This is a genomic window from Variovorax sp. LjRoot175 (assembly GCF_964253805.1).
In the GTDB taxonomy this organism is placed as follows: domain Bacteria; phylum Pseudomonadota; class Gammaproteobacteria; order Burkholderiales; family Burkholderiaceae_C; genus Variovorax.
Genome location: NZ_CAXURY020000003.1, coordinates 37,717 through 59,158, shown reverse-complemented (window position 1 = coordinate 59,158; position 21,442 = coordinate 37,717). Strand labels below are relative to the sequence as shown.

The 21,442-nt window shown below is 63.7% G+C and carries 19 protein-coding genes and 2 pseudogenes; 10 read left to right on the top strand and 11 right to left on the bottom strand.

The genetic code is table 11. The annotated features are described in order from the left end of the window. Nucleotides 1–37: 37 nt before the first annotated feature. On the top strand, nucleotides 38–376 hold the full coding sequence (locus ACSQ89_RS38150) for a hypothetical protein (RefSeq protein WP_436297345.1): 339 nt from the start codon (nucleotides 38–40) through the stop codon (nucleotides 374–376). Nucleotides 377–487: 111 nt separating this feature from the next. Beyond that, nucleotides 488–925: pseudogene (locus ACSQ89_RS38145) on the top strand (transposase); the annotation flags it as partial. Here the strand turns inward: ACSQ89_RS38145 and ACSQ89_RS38140 are convergent. Then, nucleotides 924–1,229, bottom strand: a pseudogene (locus tag ACSQ89_RS38140) (Tn3 family transposase); the annotation flags it as partial. The pseudogenes ACSQ89_RS38145 and ACSQ89_RS38140 sit on opposite strands and share 2 nt — an antisense overlap. A gap of 293 nt (nucleotides 1,230–1,522) precedes the next feature. On the opposite strand from ACSQ89_RS38140, the gene ACSQ89_RS38135 reads away from it, so the two are divergent. Genes ACSQ89_RS38135 through ACSQ89_RS38125 form a run of 3 tightly spaced genes read left to right on the top strand, consistent with a single transcriptional unit; the run spans nucleotide 1,523 to nucleotide 4,348 of the window. Continuing rightward, nucleotides 1,523–2,518 carry a hypothetical protein gene (locus ACSQ89_RS38135; protein WP_436297344.1) on the top strand — a complete coding sequence of 332 codons (996 nt, stop codon included), beginning with the start codon at nucleotides 1,523–1,525 and terminating at the stop codon, nucleotides 2,516–2,518. Then, entirely contained in the window at nucleotides 2,511–3,641 is a 1,131-nt protein-coding gene (locus ACSQ89_RS38130; protein WP_436297343.1) for a hypothetical protein, read from the top strand. The genes ACSQ89_RS38135 and ACSQ89_RS38130 overlap by 8 nt, the downstream gene beginning before the upstream one ends. Then, nucleotides 3,638–4,348: a hypothetical protein gene (locus ACSQ89_RS38125; protein WP_436297342.1), complete on the top strand. Its 711-nt coding sequence runs from the start codon at nucleotides 3,638–3,640 to the stop codon at nucleotides 4,346–4,348. Before ACSQ89_RS38130 ends, ACSQ89_RS38125 begins: the two co-directional genes overlap by 4 nt. A 486-nt stretch (nucleotides 4,349–4,834) precedes the next feature. Here ACSQ89_RS38125 and ACSQ89_RS38120 read toward each other — a convergent pair whose 3' ends face one another. Further along, nucleotides 4,835–5,890 (bottom strand): DNA-binding protein, encoded by a 1,056-nt coding sequence (locus ACSQ89_RS38120; RefSeq protein WP_436297341.1) that lies wholly within the window; start codon nucleotides 5,888–5,890, stop codon nucleotides 4,835–4,837. A gap of 225 nt (nucleotides 5,891–6,115) precedes the next feature. Between ACSQ89_RS38120 and ACSQ89_RS38115 the strand changes: the two genes are divergently transcribed. Next, nucleotides 6,116–6,427, top strand: coding sequence for a hypothetical protein (locus ACSQ89_RS38115; protein WP_436297340.1), 312 nt, complete (start codon nucleotides 6,116–6,118; stop codon nucleotides 6,425–6,427). A 32-nt stretch (nucleotides 6,428–6,459) separates the two neighbouring features. Then, nucleotides 6,460–7,608 (top strand): site-specific integrase, encoded by a 1,149-nt coding sequence (locus tag ACSQ89_RS38110; protein WP_436297339.1) that lies wholly within the window; start codon nucleotides 6,460–6,462, stop codon nucleotides 7,606–7,608. Nucleotides 7,609–7,668: 60 nt separating this feature from the next. On the opposite strand, the gene ACSQ89_RS38105 is transcribed toward ACSQ89_RS38110, so the two are convergent. The 4 genes from ACSQ89_RS38105 to ACSQ89_RS38090 all read right to left on the bottom strand — a co-directional run bounded on the left by ACSQ89_RS38105 (nucleotide 7,669) and on the right by ACSQ89_RS38090 (nucleotide 9,826). After that, nucleotides 7,669–7,875, bottom strand: coding sequence for a hypothetical protein (locus tag ACSQ89_RS38105; RefSeq protein ID WP_436297338.1), 207 nt, complete (start codon nucleotides 7,873–7,875; stop codon nucleotides 7,669–7,671). Between the two features lie 318 nt (nucleotides 7,876–8,193). Next, complete coding sequence (locus ACSQ89_RS38100) at nucleotides 8,194–8,688, bottom strand: HAMP domain-containing protein (protein WP_436297841.1); 495 nt, start codon at nucleotides 8,686–8,688, stop codon at nucleotides 8,194–8,196. Nucleotides 8,689–8,725: 37 nt separating this feature from the next. Beyond that, nucleotides 8,726–9,187: a hypothetical protein gene (locus tag ACSQ89_RS38095; protein WP_436297337.1), complete on the bottom strand. Its 462-nt coding sequence runs from the start codon at nucleotides 9,185–9,187 to the stop codon at nucleotides 8,726–8,728. 18 nt (nucleotides 9,188–9,205) lie between these two features. Then, nucleotides 9,206–9,826 carry a TetR/AcrR family transcriptional regulator gene (locus ACSQ89_RS38090; RefSeq protein ID WP_436297336.1) on the bottom strand — a complete coding sequence of 207 codons (621 nt, stop codon included), beginning with the start codon at nucleotides 9,824–9,826 and terminating at the stop codon, nucleotides 9,206–9,208. Between the two features lie 132 nt (nucleotides 9,827–9,958). Here ACSQ89_RS38090 and ACSQ89_RS38085 point away from each other — a divergent pair, with 132 nt between their 5' ends. The 3 genes from ACSQ89_RS38085 to adeC are packed head-to-tail and all read left to right on the top strand — an operon-like array spanning nucleotide 9,959 to nucleotide 15,797. Further along, nucleotides 9,959–11,167, top strand: a complete 1,209-nt coding sequence (locus ACSQ89_RS38085) for an efflux RND transporter periplasmic adaptor subunit (RefSeq protein WP_436297335.1) — start codon at nucleotides 9,959–9,961, stop codon at nucleotides 11,165–11,167. Between the two features lie 15 nt (nucleotides 11,168–11,182). Then, the gene (locus ACSQ89_RS38080; protein WP_436297334.1) at nucleotides 11,183–14,332 is read left to right on the top strand and encodes an efflux RND transporter permease subunit; all 3,150 of its coding nucleotides are present in this window, start codon (nucleotides 11,183–11,185) and stop codon (nucleotides 14,330–14,332) included. 10 nt (nucleotides 14,333–14,342) lie between these two features. After that, nucleotides 14,343–15,797 (top strand): AdeC/AdeK/OprM family multidrug efflux complex outer membrane factor, encoded by a 1,455-nt coding sequence (gene adeC, locus ACSQ89_RS38075; protein WP_436297333.1) that lies wholly within the window; start codon nucleotides 14,343–14,345, stop codon nucleotides 15,795–15,797. A gap of 102 nt (nucleotides 15,798–15,899) precedes the next feature. On the opposite strand, the gene ACSQ89_RS38070 is transcribed toward adeC, so the two are convergent. From ACSQ89_RS38070 to ACSQ89_RS38050, 5 genes are all read right to left on the bottom strand, one after another. Next, on the bottom strand, nucleotides 15,900–16,802 hold the full coding sequence (locus ACSQ89_RS38070) for an NADP-dependent oxidoreductase (RefSeq protein ID WP_436297331.1): 903 nt from the start codon (nucleotides 16,800–16,802) through the stop codon (nucleotides 15,900–15,902). Nucleotides 16,803–16,869: 67 nt separating this feature from the next. Next, entirely contained in the window at nucleotides 16,870–18,345 is a 1,476-nt protein-coding gene (locus tag ACSQ89_RS38065; protein WP_436297330.1) for an NAD-dependent succinate-semialdehyde dehydrogenase, read from the bottom strand. A 23-nt stretch (nucleotides 18,346–18,368) separates the two neighbouring features. After that, the gene (locus ACSQ89_RS38060) at nucleotides 18,369–19,412 is read right to left on the bottom strand and encodes an ornithine cyclodeaminase family protein (RefSeq protein WP_436297329.1); all 1,044 of its coding nucleotides are present in this window, start codon (nucleotides 19,410–19,412) and stop codon (nucleotides 18,369–18,371) included. Then, on the bottom strand, nucleotides 19,409–20,359 hold the full coding sequence (locus ACSQ89_RS38055; protein ID WP_436297328.1) for a Bug family tripartite tricarboxylate transporter substrate binding protein: 951 nt from the start codon (nucleotides 20,357–20,359) through the stop codon (nucleotides 19,409–19,411). The genes ACSQ89_RS38060 and ACSQ89_RS38055 overlap by 4 nt, the downstream gene beginning before the upstream one ends. Before the next feature lie 21 nt (nucleotides 20,360–20,380). After that, on the bottom strand, nucleotides 20,381–21,400 hold the full coding sequence (locus tag ACSQ89_RS38050) for a dihydrodipicolinate synthase family protein (protein ID WP_436297327.1): 1,020 nt from the start codon (nucleotides 21,398–21,400) through the stop codon (nucleotides 20,381–20,383). Between the last annotated feature and the right edge of the window lie 42 nt (nucleotides 21,401–21,442).

Genomic DNA, 21,442 nt, shown 5'->3' with positions numbered 1-21,442 from the left:
TCGATCGTTGTTCGTCTTCGGCCTATAGGAGAGAGAGATGAATGTTGAAGATCGGGACTTTCGAGGTGCGGCGAGCGGGCAAATCGCCGTGGAGGCGCTTGCCACTCTGCTGCGCGACAGAGAAAAGACGAAACGTCTATTGATCGTCGCTGCATGTGTTCTTTTCGCACTAGCGGCGCTGATCATGATGTTCGCTCCGCCTGGGCGAGAAACACTGTCGTATGCACTTGGCGGGGCGTTGCTAGTTTTTGCCTTGGGAGCGATTGGCGCAGCGCAGTTCAAGTTCAAGCTGCCCGGCGTTACCGTGGAAACCAACCATTCGGCCGATCGATCTGAGACGATTGTGCGAACCAGCCAAGAAGATTTGCCGAGGTAGCCCCGGACACAGCCAGGCTCAACGCTGGGGGAGCGCCGAGGCTCATCGCCGCCATCGCCGGGTCGGAGCCTGTCCGGAATCTTGAGCACCTTCTGCCGACGTCGGCAGAAGGTGCACTTGATCCGCAACAGCCTGGACTACGCGAGCTGGAAGGACCGCAAGCTGCTTGCCGCAGCCCTGCGCCCGGTGTACACGGCGCCCAGCGCCGAGGCTGCGCTGGAGGCGTTGAATGAGTTCGAACGCGGCCCCTGGGGACAGAAGTTCCCCACTGTCACTGCGGCTTGGCGCCGCGCCTGGGATCGCGTGATTCCGTTCTTCGCCTTCCCGCCGGCCGTGCGCCGCGTGGTCTACACCACAAACGCCATCGAGAGCGTGCACAGCCGGCTACGCAAGATCATCAAGACGCGCGGGCACTTCCCGAGTGACGACGCTGCAACCAAGCTCACCTGGCTGGCGCTGCGCAACATCACGGCTGACTGGGGTCGCGCGGCCAGGGAGTGGCGCGAGGCCATGAACCAGTTCGCGATACTCTACGAAGAACGCTTCACGCAGCCCAATTGCCAGCGCGAATGGACGCCGCAAGTCGCACGAGATCATCCCAGCCGCGCTCGATGGCCTTGAGAGACACCCGGCGCACGGTGGCCCTCTCCAAGCCGTCCGGTACCGACCATCCCCTGGGAACGAGCAGCTTGCGCTCTCTCAGGTCCTTCAGTCTCGGACACAGGTCAAACCCCAGGAGCTTTGCGATGGCCAGGGCCACGCTGGTCATGCCATGGGTGTCGACGGCCAGAAGGGAGACGCGAATACGATCCTCACTCCGATTGTGTTGCTCGACGCCTTCGAGGGCGGCACCTGGCGCATTCGACCGGGTGGGGAGTGCGATGAGGATGCTCGCCGGCATCGATGTGTCGGTATCGTGGAGCCGGCTACCGATCCGCTGATCGAAGTACGCGCAGCAAATGCGAACTCCTTCGGCTCTGGCCGCAGCTACATGGTGGCCGCTCGGTCATGTCTGCCAGCTGTCCGCTCCATGGAGCCCCGCGGCATCCGATTACGTACGACGCAACGCCGGCAATAGTCATTGTCCTATGCGATCTGTTACAACACATTTCGCAGGGGGTCGGTGGCATCAAACGAGGAGGCACGATGGCAGGAGAGACAAGCAAGATCGCCAAGATGGCGAGCAAGCTCTCAGATGAGCTGTTCGCAGAGTTCTTTTGGACGAAGGTGGGACCCGAAGACGCGAATTGGCCTTGTGAGGACCAAGAACATCACGGCGTTGCTACACATCCCGCAGACGTTGTGTTTTGGTACGACGAACCCTATTCGTCGAAGCGAACGTTTGTGCATTGTGATCTGAAGAGCTACGCCAAGGGCTCAATAAGCACGGCCGCGATTCAGGGTGCTCTAACAAGCCTTTGCAAGCAAGTTGCCTGCGCAGAAAAGAGCGAGGCTTGGCGAAATCTTTACATGCATGGGAACGTCACTCCCGACGTCTGCGGCCTACTATTTGTCTATAACCATGACGGTGGATACGACAAAGACTTCGCGAACCATCTCACCAATATTAAAGACGAAAAACTGCCGCTTCCCAAGGGTTCCCGCGCTTTTGTTCTAGGTCCAAGAGATATTGCATGGCTTGACAATGTCCGCTTTGAAATCCGCCAGATGCGCGGAGCTGCAGGTCCACAGGCACTCCCCGCTGCTGCGAATTGCAAATATTTTTACCCGCAACTAGATGGACGCGCCAACCTTCAGCCGGAGAAAGCGCGCGCTGCGACCTTAGAGATGTTGACCTCCCCTTGGATCGTGCTGGAATATGAAGCGGGGGCAAATGCGCAACGTGGCTTTCTCGTATTCTATCGGCGTTCCGGAGAAACGGAAGAGGAGTTCATGTACCTGCTCGATTATCTTCGGCACTATCAGGTATTGGAACACGGAACGATGATTGAAATCAAATCATTTCAAACAGCACCTGCAGCAGCAGCCACGTTTCAGAAGGCCACTCAGCGCTATATCGAGAGCCTGGGAGGGGCGGCAACCTCAGACCTTGCCATAAAGCTGGCTGCAATCAAGTACACAAAGATGACGCAGGCGGTGAGTGATTTCTCAGAAATCGACTTGGGCATGGACTATGAATAACTCCGACCAACTCTACTTTGCCACTAACAAAGAAGTGCACGATCTGTTGTTTTCCGCGAAACAGAGGATCACTGAGGGCGTTCTCCATGATCTACTGCGCGATCGGGGAATTTTTTGTTCACCGCAAGAGACAAGGGAAGTACTTGTCGAAAGCATTTCGATGCTCTCGCATGACTATAAAGATATTTGCGGCCTTATTGAGGCGAGAGAGCACGGTCGCCGTGGTGAAAAAACGGCTTCTGTCCGACTCAATGTGGCCCTTGATGCAGAAGAACTAAAGGCGGTTGTCGCAGCGTACCAAGCTGATGCCTCGACGGAAAAGGTCAACTCTTTCAAAAAAAGCGAGAATGAATTTGTAATGAATGTTGAGTACTCCGAGTACGATTATTCAAAGACAAAGTTGGTGCAAAGGCAAGTGCGAGATGCATCCATTAATTTCATACAAAAAGATGGATGGACCGAAATTCGCATTCCGGCTACAGAAAAAGCCAGATCTATCATCGACAAGCTGACGAATGAGATTGAGGCAAAAAAGAAAATTCAGATAAAGGTTGACGAGATCGAGCTGAGTAGCCTGCCTGCCGCGGAGGACAGGACCATGTTTTTCACTAAACTAATCTCTTCGTTGCCGAGTTTCCCGTTGGACAACGTGTCGCGTCTTCGCGTCGCGCACGCGGACGCGCAGCACGAGGACGCTGTCGATCTGGAGGATGAAGGAGATGCGGACGCGGAGCAGAAAATGCTGAGTGTGGTCCGCAATGTTGCTTTGGCAGGTGACAACTTGGTTGCGTCACCGATGTACCAGGAACTCAAGGCGGCTGGATTTTTCATCACCTCGATTACTTGGCGCGCGAAGCAAAATACATCACCGTACGCCATTGTCGAGTTCGACGCGGGGTTCGAAGATCGCTTGGCTGCGAGGAAGTTTCGATACTCTGTTCGTGGTGTACTTCGGTTCAACAGCGGCAAGTACACAAAGAATCTGCGGCCGGCGGAAGACGGCGAGAAGGCTGATTTGCTTGCAATGGTCGAAACCACAGCTCGGAAAGTCTTGGCGGCGCTGCTCGCTCCCGAAGTGGCTGCTCCACTCCCAATCGTACCCCCCGAGGAAGTCGAGCCATGACGCGCCATCGTTGGCTTGCCGTTGAGTGGCCTTTCTCGATGCGCATCCTCGCCAAGAAACTCAAGACAAAGGCGTTTGATGCCGACCTGGCAGATGGCTTCGTCATCGACAGGGTACGAGATGACTTTGTTCATGCTCGCTTCGTAGAACGCGTTGAGTACGACGATACCGTGACCGATCCGTTCGGAAAGGACCAGGTCTTTCACCGGATCGAATACCGCCAATGTGAATTTCGTGCCTCTAAAGATGGCCCGGGGCTTGAACTGCTTAATGCTCCGCGTGGCACCAATACGATGGTCAGTCGTTTGATAGAAGTTTCTGATTTTTCGCTCGCGATAAGCGCAGTGTCAATCGACGTCTTAGCGTGGGCTGCGGCTGTGCAGAAGAACCTCAATGTGCGAGGAATCGTTGATTCGCTTCAGGTAGGTGACCTGGCCCTGACAGCAGGAGTCACGGCGAAGGCGGTACTGAAGGGTTCGACGGATGTTTTAGACGCGGCGACTACTCTTGTCGCTGGCAGGAAGCACGCGGTTGAGAAGGTTCAACTCACACTGGCGGGCGCTAGCCGTTCAAAAATGATCTTGACGAACGTGGGAGTGGTGAAGCTCGGCGCCGAAGCATCGGAACAGACGCTGAACGCGGTCCGCAAGGCACTCGTAGGACTGATAGCCAAGCCGCTGCCGCGAGCCACTGGCACCGGACGATGAGTGATCCCGAAAATCATGCGCGACATATATTCTTTGAATGGTCTACATGAACAATAGGTGCGCTACGAAGACGCGACGCCAAATGGCATGACTCAGCCTAAAGCATCGCCCGCGGTCGAAACACGAGATGTGCCGGAGGTGTGGTTCTCGATGACGGAACGAGGTCAAAAAGCCCGAATTGTTCTGGTCCGGTCGGCAGTCCCCGGTCCGCCCCAATCGAGCCACTGGCAGCGGGCGTTTCCGGTACCGCGAAAGGACGTGCCGCGACTGGACTTCGATCCAGGGGAAGCCCTGCTGGCTGGTAACGATTGAGCCGCGTTTGGCAGCTTGTTTGGTTTCTCCAGAACCATAGCATTGACGTGACGACTCACTACTGAGCGTGACGTGCACGAAGCTTTCTTAGATAGTGCGACCTTACAAGCGATGGCCGACCAAGGGAGGTTGACAGTTGTAGAGCTGCCGCCCAACCTCCTTCACTCTCCCGCCTCAAGGCTTCCGCCGTCGACGAACGGAGGTATCGCCCTTCGCAGCTGATTTGCTGATCAGGGCCTCGGCCAACATCCGCCGCGTTTGCTCGTGCGAGGCCTTTTCATCGCCGACCCGGCTCTCGAGCGCTTCGACGCTCGCTCCGAGCGCTTCGGCCTGCGTTCGCGCCTGCGCCAGCTCGATGCCTTGGACTGCCAGCTGCTCGCGTAGCCCGGCCTCGGCTTGCCGCGTGTCTTCACGAAGCTGCTGAAGCTTTTCCAGCTCTGCATCCAGCCGCTTGACGGCCGCTTCCTCGCCTTTGGCTCGCCGCTGCTGCTCCTTGGCCAACTCGGCTTCGAGTGTCTTGGCCGTTTGCCTCGCCCGATCCACCTCCGCCAGCATCCGCCGCTCCTGTACAGCGTGCCGCTCTTCGGCTTGGCGCAGGTCCTGATCGCGCACCGCCATCGCCTCGGCGTGGTCCCGACGCGTCCGTTCCTGGGATTCACCTGCCTGAGAGAGCAGGGCGGTCAGCCGCTTGATGTCGTCGTCCAGGCTCGTGCGCACACGGTGTGCCTCGACGGCGTGCTCCTTGAGCTGCCGTTCCAGGGCTTCACGCGCCTGCTGCGAGGAGGCCAGCGCCGAATCGAGGCTCACCCGCGCCTGGGCGAAGGCATCCTCGCGCTGCGCGAGCGCTGCCTGGGCCTCGACCAGCTCGTTCCTGCGTTCTTGGAGCTCCGCGCGCGCGGCATCCAGCTCCTGGCGCTGGACCTCTTCGGCCTCGCGGCGAGCCGTTTCCCACAAGAGGCGCGTCGCGTTGCGAACGCTCACCGGTACGCCGTCCGCATCGTTGCCCGCCAATAGGTTCGCCGAAGGGTTCGCACCGCCGGCGAGCCGTTGCCCGAGCGACGCGAACCAGCGCTCGAGCATCGGGCTGACGGTGTTGGGCGAGCCGCGCCCGATCTTCTGGCGCACGCGCTCGATCGTGGGCCGCAGGCCTTCGTGAAGCAGCAGATCGGCCGCGCCCCAGACGTCGTCTTCCTGGATCCCGCGGGAGAGTGTTTGTCGAATCTCAGCCATATGACCCTCGTACTTTCCGTAAACGACCGCCCTGCCCCGTCAAATATTTACCATCGATAAGAGAATGTTATCGTGACTTATCGATGTATGATGTAGCGAATCATACGTCGTATGTAAGATAAAATGCGGTTCTAGTAATTCTTTTTGCGTGTCCCCAAGCAGATCGTTTGCGCTCTTGGCCTTGCGTCGTGGCCCCAGCCCGGTGCTCGCTCAACATTGTGGGAATTGACGAAACTGGCACAGGGCATTGCGACCCGGGCGACATCCCCCTCGCTGATACGCTGGTCAAGGCCGGAGGAAGTCTTTGGCGGCAAGCAAGAAGCTGAGCCCTGGATGTCCAGTCGGGTCGCGGGCCTGGACGGCTCCGGACCCGTCGAACTGCTTGAGACACTGCGCTATGTTCGTCAAAGTGATTGCTTCGAGGCGATGATCGCCAAATGGATTGCTTGCCGTTGCCGCAATGGATTTGCTTGGGACAACGGCTTGGCGTGGAAGCTTCCATTGGCCATTCCAGCGGCGACGCCCGCACGACATTGACGACAGTGCAAAGGAATTACTAGAACAACTTCATGGAAAACGAAGTCCCGCGCGAATCGCAGCTGATCCCCGCACCCGAGCGCCGGCCCGCGCTCGACCCGGCGCGGCTCAACGCCATGGCCGAGGACGCCGCGCGCGCGCTGCTGCGCGAAGGCGAATCGGCCAACACCCGGGCGTCGTACGGCTCGGCGATGCGGTACTGGGCGGCCTGGTACGCCGCGCGCTACGGTGATGCGCTGCGCATGCCCGTTCCGGTCCCGGTGGTCATCCAGTTCATCGTCGACCACGCGGCGCGCAAAGCGGACGCGCGAGACCCGGACGGCGAAGCCGGCCTCTTGACGGGATTAAAAACCGGCTTGGTGACCGAGCTGCCGCCCGACGTCGACCAGGCGCTGGTCGCCAACGGCTACAAGACGCGGCTCGGCGCACCCGCGCTCAACACGCTTGTGCACCGCATCGCGGTGCTGTCCAAGGCGCATCAGCTGGCCAAGGAGCCGAACCCGTGCGCAGACCCGCTGGTGCGCGAGTTGCTGGCCCGCACGCGCCGCGCCTACGCCAAGCGCGGCGCGCGGCCGCGCAAGCAGCGCGCGCTCACCAAGGATCCGCTGCAAGCGGTGCTGGCGACCTGCGACGACACCCTGCGCGGAAAACGCGATCGCGCCCTCCTCCTGTTCGCCTGGGCCACCGGCGGGCGGCGGCGCTCCGAGGTCGCCTCGGCCACGCTCGAGAACCTTCAGCGCGTGGGTGGGGACAGCGCCCGCTCCTACCTCTACACGCTCGCGCACTCCAAGACCAACCAGGCCGGCGCCGAGCGCCCCGAGGACGTCAAGCCCCTGGTGGGCAGCGCGGCGCAGGCCATGCAGGCGTGGCTCGCCGCCAGCGGCATCAAGGAAGGCGCCCTCTTCCGCCGCATTCGCAAGGGCGGGCATCTCGGCGAGGCGCTGGCGGCTGCAGCGGTGCGCGACATCGTGAAGGAGCGGTGTGCGATGGCGGGGGTGGAGGGAAGTTTTAGCGCGCACTCGCTGAGGGCCGGGTTCGTGACGGAAGCCGGCCGACAGAACATGTCGCTGCCCGAGACGATGGCGATGACCGGGCACCAGAGCGTGGCGACCGTGATGGGCTACTTCCGCGCCGAGAGCGCGTTGGGCAGCAAGGTCAGCCGGATGCTCGATGAGGAGTGAAGCGCCGGACTCACACTCGACGATTTCCGCGGAGCTCGCCGACCACGGACAGACAGACCATCAGGCACTCTGCCGCACGATCACCTGGTAGCCAAGGTCCACGGAAGAGAAAGGCGGGGATTCACCCCGCATCAGGGCCAGGAGCATGCTTGCTGCGGCGGTACCGATCTCCGCGCGCGGCGTGCGCACCTCTTGAGAGCCCAGCTCGTCGCGGCCAAATCGGATCGTAAAAGCGCATCCTCGTCGACAAGAGAACCATTGCTTCACGCACTGTTCCTTCGGCCCCCGATGGCCACCCCAAACTGCTCCACTTATGGGCCGGTCAAACTGCTCCAGGCAGGACGGTCGGATTATGATGCGACATTCGTTCGAATCGTCGCTGACGGATCAACTCGATGCGGAGCGCGAGGCTTTCATCGCGTCGTCGCACACGGAGGATTTCCGCAAGGGGACGGCAGCCTTTCTGGCCAAGCGCGCGCCACAGTTCCGCGGATGCTAAGCCTCGTCGTGAGCGCGTTGCGCCGACAAAGGGTCATGGTGAACGGGGAGTAAGGGATGAGAAATGGTGTCGTTCCAAAGTGTCCCTCAGCCCTGCGTCGACTGGAAGAATTGCTGACGATGCTCCTGCAGCCAGGCGCACATGATCTTGGAACGGCGTCCGAGCATGCGCTCGAGGAACTGGTTGGGCACCTGCACCGGCTCCGCCTCACCTGGCCTGCCCAGGCGCTCGACCTGCAGGTGCATGGCGTTCGTCGACTGGACCGTGGGTGAGCGAATCCCGTCCTGGATCGCCTCGAGCTGCGCGCGCAACACCGCTAACGGCGTGCGCAATTCATGGGAAATGTCCGCCATGAAACCGCGCCGTGCCCGCTCGGCATGTTCCAGTGTCTGCGCCATGCGGTTGAAATCCCCCGCCAGCGCTCCGAGTTCGTCGTTCGCAACGGCCGCGATTCGCGAAGCGTAGTCCCCTGCGGCCAGTTGGTGCGTGGCCTGCGCCATGTCGCGAAGGCGTCGCAACAGGGCGCGCGCGAGGAAGAATGTCAGCAGGGCTGCCACAAGGATCGATCCAAGGCCGACCATCGTCAAGGCCTTGAACTGCTGTTCGAGAAAGCGCTCGTCATTCTTCGGCAGCACCGCCCTCGAATGGCACCATCGCGACCCACCCCACCGTGCGTCCTTCGACGACGATGGGAATGCGGAACGAACTCGCGTCTATATCCGGGTTGCCGACGACGCGGCGCATCTTCTCATCCAGCAGGCCCATCCGTGCAAGCGCGCCCGTCTGGTCGGAGGACGCCAGGCGAGGTGCCGGGTCGCGTCCCGCCTCTCGGAGAAAAGGCAACACCAGGTCCACCCATTCCCTGAAGTCTGAACGCAGGAAGTCCCAACTGCCGCGAACATCGTAGGCTTCCCCCAGACGAGGCACGACCTCCTCCATCCGTATTCGACTTTGCTGATTGAGGTACCCCAGGAAGCCGCGCTCCATCACGAACCGGATGGCCGCTCCCTGGACAACGACCACGGCAGCACAGGCGAGCAGAACGAACAGGAAGAGCTTGAATGTGATGCCGATCTTCAACGATGGTGCATCCGCCGGCTACGAGATCCTGTCGCTCCCGGGTGCATAGCCACCGAGGAAAACCTGCACCGCGCGGCGGGTGGCCTCGCGCAAATCCTTCCTTGACGGGGGCCCTTCGATGCCGAGCAGGAGCGGCATGGTGACCTCCGAGTCCAGCAACGCAGTCAGGTGGCGCGCCGCTACAAGCGGATTGGCTTTGCGCAAGCGTCCTTCCTGCATCTGCTGCTCCAAAAACCCTGCCAGCTCGAGCAGGCCTTTCTTGGGCCCGCCTTCGAAGAATTGCCGTCCGATGTCGCTTCGCCCGGACTCCGCGATCACCGCCCTCATCGCCTCGATGATTTCCTGCGAGGACACCACGGCCATGATCTTTTCGCCATAGCGCTGCAACACGCGCTCCAGGTCGTCGCTGTCCTTCCCGAGGGCCGCGAAGATCGGGTCGAAGTGCGTCCCGGCAGCTCCGAGGATGACCGCGACGAAGAGCTCTTCCTTGGAGCCGAAGTACCCGTACAGCGTCGCCTTCGAACCCCCCGCCCGCGCGGCGATCTCCGACATGGAGGCGCCTTCGAATCCCATTTCCCCGAAGACTTCCGACGCCGCCTGGACGATCGCATCGCGCTTGGCTTCCGTCTTGACCCGCATCTCGTTGCCTCCTTATATCCGAACCAATGTGTTCATTATTGATTGACATCCGCAGGAAGTCAATCTACATTTCCGTACCGTACGGTTCGTTTAATAAGACGAATCCATCCCTCGTCATCCAGGAGATTCGCCATGCGTCCACCCCTCACCTTCGGCCTGACCTTCGCGGCCGCCCTCGCGTCCGCCTGCCTGCTCGCCGCGTGCGGCAAGCCGCCCGGCGGTCCGCCGCCGGCAGAAGGCACGCCCGTCGTCGGCGTGGTCACGGTGCAGCCGCAGCGCGTGGCCATCACCGCCGAGCTGCCCGGGCGCACCACGCCCTTCCTCATCGCCGACGTCCGCCCGCAGGTCGGCGGCATCGTGAAGACGCGCAAGTTCCGCGAAGGCAGCGACGTGAAGGCCGGCGAGACGCTCTACCAGATCGATCCCGCCACCTACAAGGCCACCTACGACAGCAATGTCGCCGCGCTCGCCAAGGCGCAGGCCAGCCTGAAGACCACGCGGCTGAAGGCCGAGCGCTACAAGGAGCTGGTGGCCATCCAGGCGGTGAGCCAGCAGGACTACGACGATGCCGCCGCTTCGCTGCAGCAGGGCGAGGCCGACGTCGCCGCGGCGAAGGCCAATGTCGAGACGAGCCGCATCAACCTCGCCTATGCGCGCATCGACGCGCCGATCTCGGGGCGCATCGGCAAATCGACGGTGACGCCCGGCGCACTGGTCACGGCCAGCCAGGCGACCGCACTGGCCACCATCCAGCAGCTCGATCCGATCTACGTCGACGTGACGCAACCCAGCGCCGCGGTGCTCCAGCTCAAGCAGGCCATGGCGCGCGGCGATCTCCAGAAGAGCGGCGCCAATGCGGCCCGGGTGCGCCTGCTGCTGGAAGACGGCAGCGCCTATCCGCTCGAAGGCAAGCTCGAGTTCTCGGATGTCACTGTGGACCAGACGACCGGCGCCATCACGCTGCGCGCGGTGTTCCCCAACCCGAACGCCGACCTGCTGCCCGGCATGTACGTGCGCGCCGTGCTGCAGGAGGGCGTGAAGGAGCAGGCGCTCCTGGTGCCACAGCAGGCCGTGTCGCGCGACAGCACCGGCAAGCCGACGGCCTTCGTCGTGGATGCCCAGCACAAGCTGCAGCGGCGCATGCTCGAGACGGAACGGGCCATCGGCGACCAATGGCTGGTGCGCCGCGGCCTGCAGGCGGGCGACCAGCTCGTGGTGGACGGCCAGCAGCGCGCAGCGCCGGGCGTCGAGGTGAAGACGGTGCAATGGAACCCCGGCGTCAAGCCCGTCGCCGAAACGGCCAAGGCGGCGCTCCCCGCTTCCGGCAACACGGCGAACTGATCGCGAGAGACCGTCATGGCACGCTTCTTCATCGACCGCCCCATCTTCGCCTGGGTCCTGGCCATCATCGTGATGCTGGCAGGAGCTCTCTCCATCTTCGCGCTGCCGATCGCGCAGTACCCGAGCATCGCGCCGCCCGCCGTCGCGATCACCGCCAACTACCCCGGCGCTTCCGCCAAGACGCTGGAAGACACCGTCACCCAGGTCATCGAGCAGAAGATGAAGGGGCTGGACCGGCTGAGCTACATGGCCTCGACCAGCGAGTCTTCCGGCCAGGTCACCATCACGCTGACCTTCGAGAACGGCACCGACCCCGACACCGCGCAGGTGCAGGTGCAGAACAAGCTCTCGCTGGCCACGCCGCTGCTGCCGCAAGAGGTGCAGCAGCAGGGCGTCACCGTGACGAAGTCGGCCACCAACTTCCTGAACGTGCTGGCCTTCACCTCCGAGGACGGCAGCATGAACGCGTCCGACCTGTCGGACTATGTGGCCGCCAACGTGCAGGAGGCGATCAGCCGCGTCGAGGGCGTGGGCGACACCACCCTCTTCGGCTCGCAGTACGCCATGCGCGTGTGGCTCGACCCGAACAAGCTCGCCAACTTCAGCCTGACGCCGCTGGACGTGAAGACCGCCATCCAGGCGCAGAACGCTCAGGTCTCGGCCGGCCAGCTGGGCGGCCTGCCTGCGGCGGGCAGCCAGCAGCTCAACGCAACGATCACCTCGCAGACACGCCTGAAGACCGCGCAGGAGTTCGAAGACATCCTGCTGCGCACGCAGACCAACGGCGCCCAGGTCCGCCTGCGCGACGTCGCCCGCATCGAGCTGGGCAGCGAGTCCTACAACACGGTCGGCCGCTACAACGGCAGGCCGGCTGCCGGCCTCGCCATCAAGCTGGCCACGGGGGCCAACGCGCTCGATACGGTCAAGGGCATCGACGCCCGCTTGGCCGAGCTCGAGAAGTTCTTCCCGCAGGGCATGAAGGTCCAGAAGCCTTACGACACCACGCCCTTCGTGCGGATCTCGATCGAGGAGGTCGTCAAGACGCTGATCGAAGCAGTGGTCCTGGTGTTCCTGGTGATGTATCTCTTCCTGCAGAACTTCCGGGCGACGCTGATCCCGACCATCGCGGTGCCGGTGGTGCTGCTCGGCACCTTCGGCGTGCTCGCGGCCTTTGGCTTCACCATCAACACGCTGACCATGTTCGCGATGGTGCTGGCGATCGGCCTGCTGGTGGACGATGCCATCGTGGTGGTCGAGAACGTCGAGCGCGTGATGACGGAAGAAGGCCTATCACCGAAGGAGGCGACGCGCAAGTCGATGGGCCAGATCACCGGCGCACTGGTCGGCGTCGCGCTGGTGCTGGCGGCGGTGTTCGTGCCGATGGCCTTTTTCAGCGGCTCCACCGGCGTGATCTACCGTCAATTCTCCATCACGATCGTCTCGGCCATGACGCTGTCGGTACTCGTGGCGCTGGTGCTCACGCCCGCCTTGTGCGCGACGCTGCTCAAGCCCGTCGCCAAGGGGCATGCGATGGCGACCACCGGCTTCTTCGGCTGGTTCAACCGCACTTTCGACCGCGGCAACGGCCGCTACCAGGGCGTGGTGCGCCACATGCTGGGCAAGGGATGGCGCTACATGGTCGTCTATGCGGTGCTGCTGGCCGCGGTGGTCTTCGGCTTCATGAAGCTGCCGGTCGGCTTCCTGCCCGAGGAGGACCAGGGCTCGATGTTCGTGCTGGTCCAGTTGCCGCCGGGCGCCACCAATGCACGCACTGAAGATGTGGTCCGCCAGGTAGAGCACCATTTTCTGGTCGACCAGAAGGATGCGGTTTCAGGCCTCTTCACGGTGGCCGGCTTCAGCTTCGCAGGCAGCGGGCAGAACACCGGCTTCGCCTTCGTCAAGCTCAAGCCCTGGGACGAGCGCAAGGGCGAGGCGCTCGCCGTGACGGGCGTCGCCGCGAGGGCCGGCGCCTTCTTCAACACCATCCGCGACGCGAAGGTGTTCGCCTTCGCGCCGCCCGCCGTGGCGGAACTCGGCAACGCATCCGGCTTCGACCTGATGCTGCAGGACCGCGCCAACCTCGGCCACGAGGCCCTGATGCAAGCGCGCAACCAGCTGCTCGGCGAACTGTCGAAGGACAAGCGGCTGGTGGCCGTGCGGCCCAACGGCCAGGAGGACACGCCCGAGTTCAGGCTCGAGATCGATCCGCACAAGGCCCAGGCGCAGGGCCTTTCAATGGCGGACATCAACGACACCTTCTCAGCCGCCTGGGGCAGCAGCTACGTCAACGACTTCATCGACAAGGGTCGGGTGAAGAAGGTGATGCTGCAGGCCGATGCGCAGTACCGCATGCTGCCGGAGGACATCGACCGCTGGTATGTGCGCAACAGCGCCGGCGCGATGGTGCCCTTCACCTCGTTCTCGAAGGCGGGCTGGATCTCGGGCTCGCCACGGCTGGAGCGCTACAACGGCGTGCCCTCCGTCGAGATCCTGGGCATGGCGATGCCGGGCAGCGCCTCCAGCGGCGAGGCGCTGGCCATCGTCGAGCAAGCGGTGGCGAAGCTGCCCGCAGGCATCGGCTACGAATGGACCGGTCTGTCGCGCCAGGAGAAGGCATCCAGCGGCCAGACCGGCCTGCTCTACGCGCTATCGATCCTGATCGTGTTCCTCTGCCTCGCGGCCTTGTACGAGAGCTGGGCGATTCCGTTCTCCGTCATTCTCGTGGTGCCGCTCGGCGTGCTGGGCGCGCTGGTCGGCGCGATCCTGACGTGGAAGATGAACGACGTGTACTTTCAGGTCGGCCTGCTCACGACCATCGGCCTGGCGTCGAAGAACGCCATCCTGATCGTCGAGTTCGCCAAAGATCTGCATGAACGCGGCAGTAGCCTGGTGGAATCGGCACTGGAAGCCGCCCGCCTGCGGCTGCGCCCGATCCTGATGACGTCGCTGGCCTTCATCCTGGGCGTGCTGCCCCTGGTGCTGGGCAGCGGCGCGGGCGCTGGAGCGCAGCATGCGCTGGGCACCGCGGTGATCGGAGGAATGCTATCAGGCACGGTGCTCGCCATTTTCTTCGTACCCCTTTTCTTCGTGCTGGTGCGCGGCCTCTTCAAGGGGCAGTCCGCCGCGCCGGCATCGCATGCACAACCGGCCGTGGCCGCTTCCTGAGGTGTCTGCCATGAATCCATTCCGCTTTGCTCCGCTCGCGCTCGCCGCCCTGATGGCCGGCTGCAGCCTGATGCCCGCGTACCAGCAACCCGCAGCGCCCGTCCCCGGCAAATTTGCAGGCGACGCCGGCGCCGCCGCCGCCACGCCGGTGGCCGACCTTGGCTGGCGCGATGTCTTCAATGACCCGTCGCTGCAGCGCGTGATCGAGATGAGCCTCGCCAACAATCGCGACCTGCGCGTCGCGGTGCTGAACATCGAGAAGGCCCGCGCCCAGTACCGGGTGCAGGATGCGGCGCTCTTCCCAACCGTCAGTGCCAGCGCCGGCGGCAGCGGCAGCCGCACGCCGGCCGACCTGTCGTCCACCGGCGAGGCCCTCACGGCGCACCAGTACAGCGCGACGCTCGGTTTCAGCGCCTACGAGATCGACCTCTTCGGCCGCGTCCGAAGCCTGAGCGCACAGGCGCAGGAGCAATTCCTCTCCACCGCCGAGGCGCGTCGCAGCACTCAGATCAGCCTGGTGGCGGAAGTCGCGACCGGCTATCTCACGCTTGCCGCCGACCTGGACCAGCTGAAGCTCGCGCGCGACACCTTGCGCAGCCAGAGTGACTCCTACCGTCTCAACCAGCGCAGCTTCGAGCTGGGTGCGGCCTCGGCGCTCACGCTGAGCCAGGCGCAGACCAGCGTCGACACCGCCCGCGTCGACGTCGAACGCTACACCGCCCAGGTGGCGCGGGACCGCAATGCGCTGATGCTGCTCGTGGGTGCCGAGCTGCCGGACGAACTGCTGCCGCAAGCCCTGCCCGACGGCGCCGCGGCGGCCACGAGCCCGCTGGCCAGCATTCCGTCGGGGCTGCCCTCCGAGTTGCTGCAGCGCCGGCCCGACATCCTGCAGGCCGAGCGCGATCTCAAGGCCGCCAATGCCTACATCGGTGCGGCGCGCGCGGCCTTCTATCCGCGCATCAGCCTTACGGCATCGGCGGGCACGTCCAGCAGCGAGCTCGCGGGCCTCTTCAAGGGCGGCTCGGGCAGCTGGAGCTTCGCGCCGCAGATCACGCTACCGATCTTCGACGGCGGCGCCAACCGCGCCAACCTCCAGATCGCCACCGTCAGCCGCGACATCTCGGTGGCGCAGTACGAGAAGGCGATCCAGACAGCCTTCCGCGAGGTCTCGGATGCGTTGGCACAACGCAGCACGCTCGGCCGCCAGCTCGAGGCGCAACAGTCGCTGGTGAACGCCACGGCTGAGAGCTACAGGCTGTCGGACGCGCGCTTCCGGCGTGGCGTGGACAGCTACCTGAGCGTGCTGGATTCGCAACGCTCGCTCTACACGGCGCAGCAAAACCTGATCACCACTCGCCTTTCGCGCCTGACCAATCTCGTGACCTTCTACAAGACACTCGGTGGCGGCTGGGTGGAGAGCACCGGCACGCCAGTCGCAAACATGACCCACGACGCCCGGACCTGACGATTGCTAGCCCGTGGCAGCCCAGCTCTTGGGCACCCTGGTCATTTTTTTTAGTCGGCAGACTCCGCTTTGGGTGATCAGATTTCGGTCGGCGCCCACAAGTCAGTGCTTCAGAACGACCTTGCCCGGACTGCCGGCGGCGACGGTCGCCTGGGCCGCACCGATATGCTCCAGCCGGAACGTCTTGGCGATGGGAATGATCAACACGCCGCGCGAAGCGGCGCTGGCCACCGCCGCCAGCGTGCCCGCGTCGGCGCGGTGGTAGAGCTCATGAATGCGCACGCGGTTGCCGGTGTTGGCCCCCTCGGGCACCGGAACGATGCTGGCGACCTCGCCACCGTCGCGCACGTGCCGTATGAGATTGAGCGCCACCGGGGCCGCAGCGCTGATCGCGTAGTCGAAGGTGGCGCCCGCCGGCGGCGCGGTGATGTCGAGCGCTTCGCCGGCCAGTTGGCGCGCCTCTTCTATCCGATCGGGTCGAACGCCGGCCACCGGCTTCGCACCGATTTCCTGCAGATACTGGATCGCGGCGCGACCGACCGCCCCGAGACCACCCGCAATCAGCACACGGGCACCCGCGCCCACACCAAGCGCATCGACCGACTGGCGCCCCGTCAGACCGGCTTTCGGCAACGTAGCGCCTTGCTCGAAGCTGAGATGGACCGGAAGCTTGGCGACGGCCGTGGCAGGCACCACCCCATACTCCGCATGGGCGCCCCTGCCATTGAGCGCGAAGTCGGCGATCACCCGATCGCCGATTGAGAACCCGCTCACGCCACTCCCAACGCCCGCCACGACACCGGCAGCGTCGCCGCCCAGCACCGCCGGCAGCTCCAACGGGATGAACTGGGCCATGTCGCCCTTGCGGACCATCAGGTCGAAAGGGTTGACCGCGGAAGCTTCGATCTTGATCAGAATCTCGCCGGCTGCCGGCTCGGGAATGGGGATGTCATCGATTGCGAATTGATCGATGTCGCCGTACGAATGAAGACGGGCAGCTTTCATGGATCGGCACCTCGGCAGTTGGTGGTTGATGTGAGATAGGGTTCAGTATCCGGCCGGCCGGATCACTTCAACTGAAGGCGGGTACGAGACCGTCCCAACACAAGTACTTCAGTTCCAGGAATTCTTCGATGCCATGGTGTGAACCCTCGCGACCCAGTCCACTCTGCTTCACCCCTCCGAAGGGTGCCACTTCGTTGGAAATCAGGCCGCAGTTGATCCCGATCATCCCGGACTCGATGGCCGCCGACGCGCGCCAGATGCGTGCGGCGTCGCGGCTGTACAGATAGGCGGCAAGTCCGAATTCAGTCGCATTGGCGATTGCGAACGCTTCCTCGTCCTGCTCGAAACGAAAGAGCGGCGCGAGCGGTCCGAAGGTTTCTTCCCGCGCCAGGGCCATGTTAGACGTAGCGCCAGCAACGACCGTCGGCTCGAAGAAGCGACCGCCGAGCGCATGGCGGCGCCCGCCGTGCAGCACCGTCGCTCCCTGCTCGATGGCGTCTGCAATGTGTTCCTCCACCTTCCGGACAGCGGCATCGTCGATCAAAGGACCGAGCTGCACGTCAGCTTCCAGGCCATTGCCCACCCGCAAATTCCGAACACGCTCGACCAGCTTGGCGGAGAACGCCTCGTACACGCCAGCCTGAACGAGCACCCGGTTGGCGCTGATGCACGCCTGGCCGGTGTTGCGGAACTTCGCCGCGACCACGCCATCCGCGGCAGCGTCCAGGTCCGCATCATCGAAGATGATGAAGGGTGCATTGCCCCCCAGCTCCATCGAGCATTTCTTGATGGTTCCGGCCGCTTGCGCCAGCAATACGCGGCCGACTTCGGTCGAACCGGTGAAGGTGATCTTGCGCACGAGAGGATGCGATGTGAGCTGGTGCCCGATGTCGCGCGTGTCGTTTCCGGTGAGGACATTGAACACCCCCGCCGGGACGCCGGCGCGCCGTCCCAGTTCGGCTAGCGCCAGGGCGGTGAGCGGCGTCTGACTCGCGGGCTTGACCACCATGCTGCAGCCGGCGGCCAGCGCCGGGCCCGCCTTGCGCGTGATCATCGCCGCGGGAAAATTCCAGGGAGTGATGGCAGCGCAGACCCCGATCGGCTCCTTCAGCACCACGATGCGCTGGGTGTCCTTCGGCGCCGGGATCACATCCCCGCGGACGCGCTTTGCTTCCTCGGAGAACCATTGCAGGAACGACGCCGCGTACTGGATCTCGGTTTTCGCCTCGGCCAGCGGCTTTCCTTCCTCCAGCGTGATCAGGGTCGCCAGGTCGTCGCCGTGAAGCATCATCAGGTCATACCAGCGGCGCAGGATCTCGGATCGATGCTTGGCCGTTGTCCGTCGCCACGCAAGGAACGCGCGGTGCGCAACTTCGATGGCGTGTGCCGTCTCGTCCTGCCTGAAGCGAGGCAGGTCCGCGAGCGGCTCGTCGGTCGCAGGGTTGCGCAGGGTGTACTTGCCGTGCGGTGTGTCAGCGATCCACTCGCCTCCAACAAATGCGGCGTTGCGCAACAGTTCGGGGTCTTTCAGCAGGTTGTTCATGGTGTGTCGCTTTGCGAGCTGCATCAACCGATGCGCTTCGGTTCGAACCGGATGGGCAGGGGCGTCGCCAGGCCGGCGGAGCGGGCGAGGTCGAGAATCATCCCCGCGACCACCACATCCTGCAGGCCGGAACCGACCGACTTGTACATCGCCACCCCGCCCTCGCCGCTGGTTCGCTTCACCTTGCCGCACATCAGCTCGTTGAGGCTGACGCACTTCGTATCGGGTTCGATGCCCGCCTGCCGGGCGGCCAGCATGTCTCCTGACTCCTCAAGCACCTCTTCGACGTTGTCGCACACGATCAGCTCGGCGCGCGCCACCACGCTGCTGTCGACCTCCCGCTGGTCGGGAAGCGTCGACCCGATGGACACGACGGTGGCGTGGGGCTCCAACCAGGCGCCCTGCAGGATGGGCTTTTCCCCGTAGGAGCGGGCCGCGGCCAGCACGATGTCGGCGCCACCCACTGCTTCGGCAGCCGAATCGACTGCACGCACATGGACGCCCAACTCTGCGCCAATGCCCTCGGCGAACGCAGCCCGCTTCGCGGGCGTCGGGCTGTAGACCCGGATCTCGTGGAGCTCGCGCACTGCGGCAATCGCCAGCGTGTGCATGCGTGCTTCCAGACCGCTCCCCAGGACGGCAAGGCGGGCACCTCCTTGCGGCGCCAGATGATCCAGGGCGGCCGCGGACGTTGCCGCCGTGCGGTACGCGGTCACCAGGTTGCCGTCGAGGATCGCAGCGAGCGAGCCCGTCGTCGCGTCGAACAGCACCACGACGTACTCGAGCTGCCGACCTTCCTGCCCGAAAGCCATGCCCATCAGCTTGGCGCCGTAGTAGCGGGATCCCGGCGGCACCGCCGTCATGGTGCGCAGCGAAGCGCGTTCCGCCACCCCTGCGGCAATCGTGCGTCGAGGAACGGCATGGGGTCCCATGGGCCGTGCATAGGTTTCCTGCAGGGCCCGCACCGCGGGCAGCCACTGGAAAACGGCAGCGGCAGTCTCGGAAGAGACGAACAGGGGCGCGCCGGCCGCGGCGCTCACGGAGGGATTCACGTTAGAGGTGCTCATTCGAACTTGAGGTTGGCGTCGCGGATGACGCGTTGGTAGAGGTCTGTGTCGTAACGTACCTGCTCGATCAGCTCGCGCGGAGACCCGGAACGAGGGATCATCCCGAGTTCGCGGAAGCGCGCTTTCAGCCCCTCGTTCTGCAAGGCGACGTTCAGCGCGTGGTTCAGGCGATCGATGACGGGTTGGGGGGTGCCCAGCGGCGCGAACATGCCGAGCCAGGAGGTCGTCTCCAGTCCTTTCAGGCCCGCCTCGGCGACCGTGGGGACGTCTGGGATGCGGGGATCCCGTTGGTTGCCAGACACCGCAAGAATCCTCACCTTCCCTGCGTTCGCCAGCTGGGTGGCAGTGGCGTCGAAGGTGAGGTCGATGCGGCCTGCCGCCACTTCGGTCAGCGCGCCGGACGTCGATCGATAGGGAATGTGGACGAGGTGGGTGCGCGTCAAGGACTTGAAGAGCTCACCGCCCAGGTGCGCGCCACTGCCTGGGCCGGCGCTGCCGTAGGTCAGCTTGCCGGGGTTCTTGCGGGCGTATTGGATGAACTCCTGCAGAGTCTTCACGGGCAGCGCCGCGTTGACAACCACCGCGACCGGGTACACCGATGCGATGCCCAGGGGCGCAGCCGCCGTGAGTGCGTCGTACTTCACCGATGGGTCGACCAGCGGGAGGATGCTGTAGGCGATATTCGTGAGCAGAACGGTGTTGCCGTCCGGCTTCGCCGAGAGCGCAGCAGCCGTTCCGATACGCGTCCCACCGCCTGGCCGATTCTCGACCAAGACCGGCTGCCCCAATACCTGTCCCAGCTGCTCGCAAATGACCCGCGCGCCGATGTCGGTGATCCCACCCGCCGCATAGGGCACGATCACGCGAAGCACCTCGGCGGCGCTGGCCGATGAAATCAGCAAGCAGCCGAGTGCGCCGAGAAGCGCGCGGCGCGCAAGGGATTTCATGGTCTTGTCTCCGTGACCGCTTCAGCAGGGATGCCGCCCCACCATGAACGCGCTGTCGGGGTCGGATGTCACTGGAAGACCGGAGGCGGCCAATCCCTGGCGGAACAGCTTCATGAAGCGGTCCGGAATGCGCATGGCCGGCGCTCGCAGCGGGCCGCCGTTGAAGCCCGCCAGCCAGTCCTGGTACTTCCACATGGTGCGGTTGAGGACCGAGGTGCCGCCGATGTAGGCCTGGGTCGCCGCTCCGTTCGCACCGCGTGCCGGGTTGACCTTCCAGTACATCTCCATGGCCTGTTCCCACTCGCCCTTGCGGGCGAGTTCGAAGGCGCGGGGATAGTAGTCGCTCATCCACTGCGTGTTGCTGGTGCCGGAGAACTGCATCTTCATCACGCTCATGAGCGGGATGGCGTCACCCTCGATCGGACAGCTGATGACCACTTCGTCTCGGAAGTGGTGGTACATCTCGCAAATGCCTGCTGGCAGTGGAAAGCCCTGCTCGGATTTGATCGCCACGATGTTCGGACACGCCTGCAGGAGTCGCCGCACCAGGGCGACCGACATGCCCGCAGGATGAATGCGTTCGAACCCCCAGGCAGGCAAGGGAAAGAGCATCACAGCCAGGTTGGTCGCGTCGCAGAACTGCTTGGTGTAGTCGTAGACCTCCTGCTCCGTGGTGGGCCAGAACTGCGCGGGATACGAGAGCAGCACCATGGTGGCCCCGGCGGCTTCCGCCAGCTTGACCGCCTCGATGTTCTCCGCCAGCGAGTTGAAGGCCGCATGGAAGAACAGCCCGAAGCCGGGACCTGCCGTTTCCGCCGCCAACGCCGTGAACCTGGCGTTCTCCTCCGGCGTGATGGCGACCTCGGTGCACAGCAGCGTGTACTTGAATCCGAGCTCCTTGGCCAGTGCGACGTCATGGCGAATGCCGCGCTCATTCAGTCTCTTAAGATCCGCCGAGTAGCTGGGGATCGTCACGGCCGAGCAGCCGATCATGTTTTCCCGGGCCCAGGCCCGGGCGTCTGCGCGTTTGTAGGGGATCATGGTTGGTATCGATTCGCTTGTTGAGGGATGGATGGCGCCTTC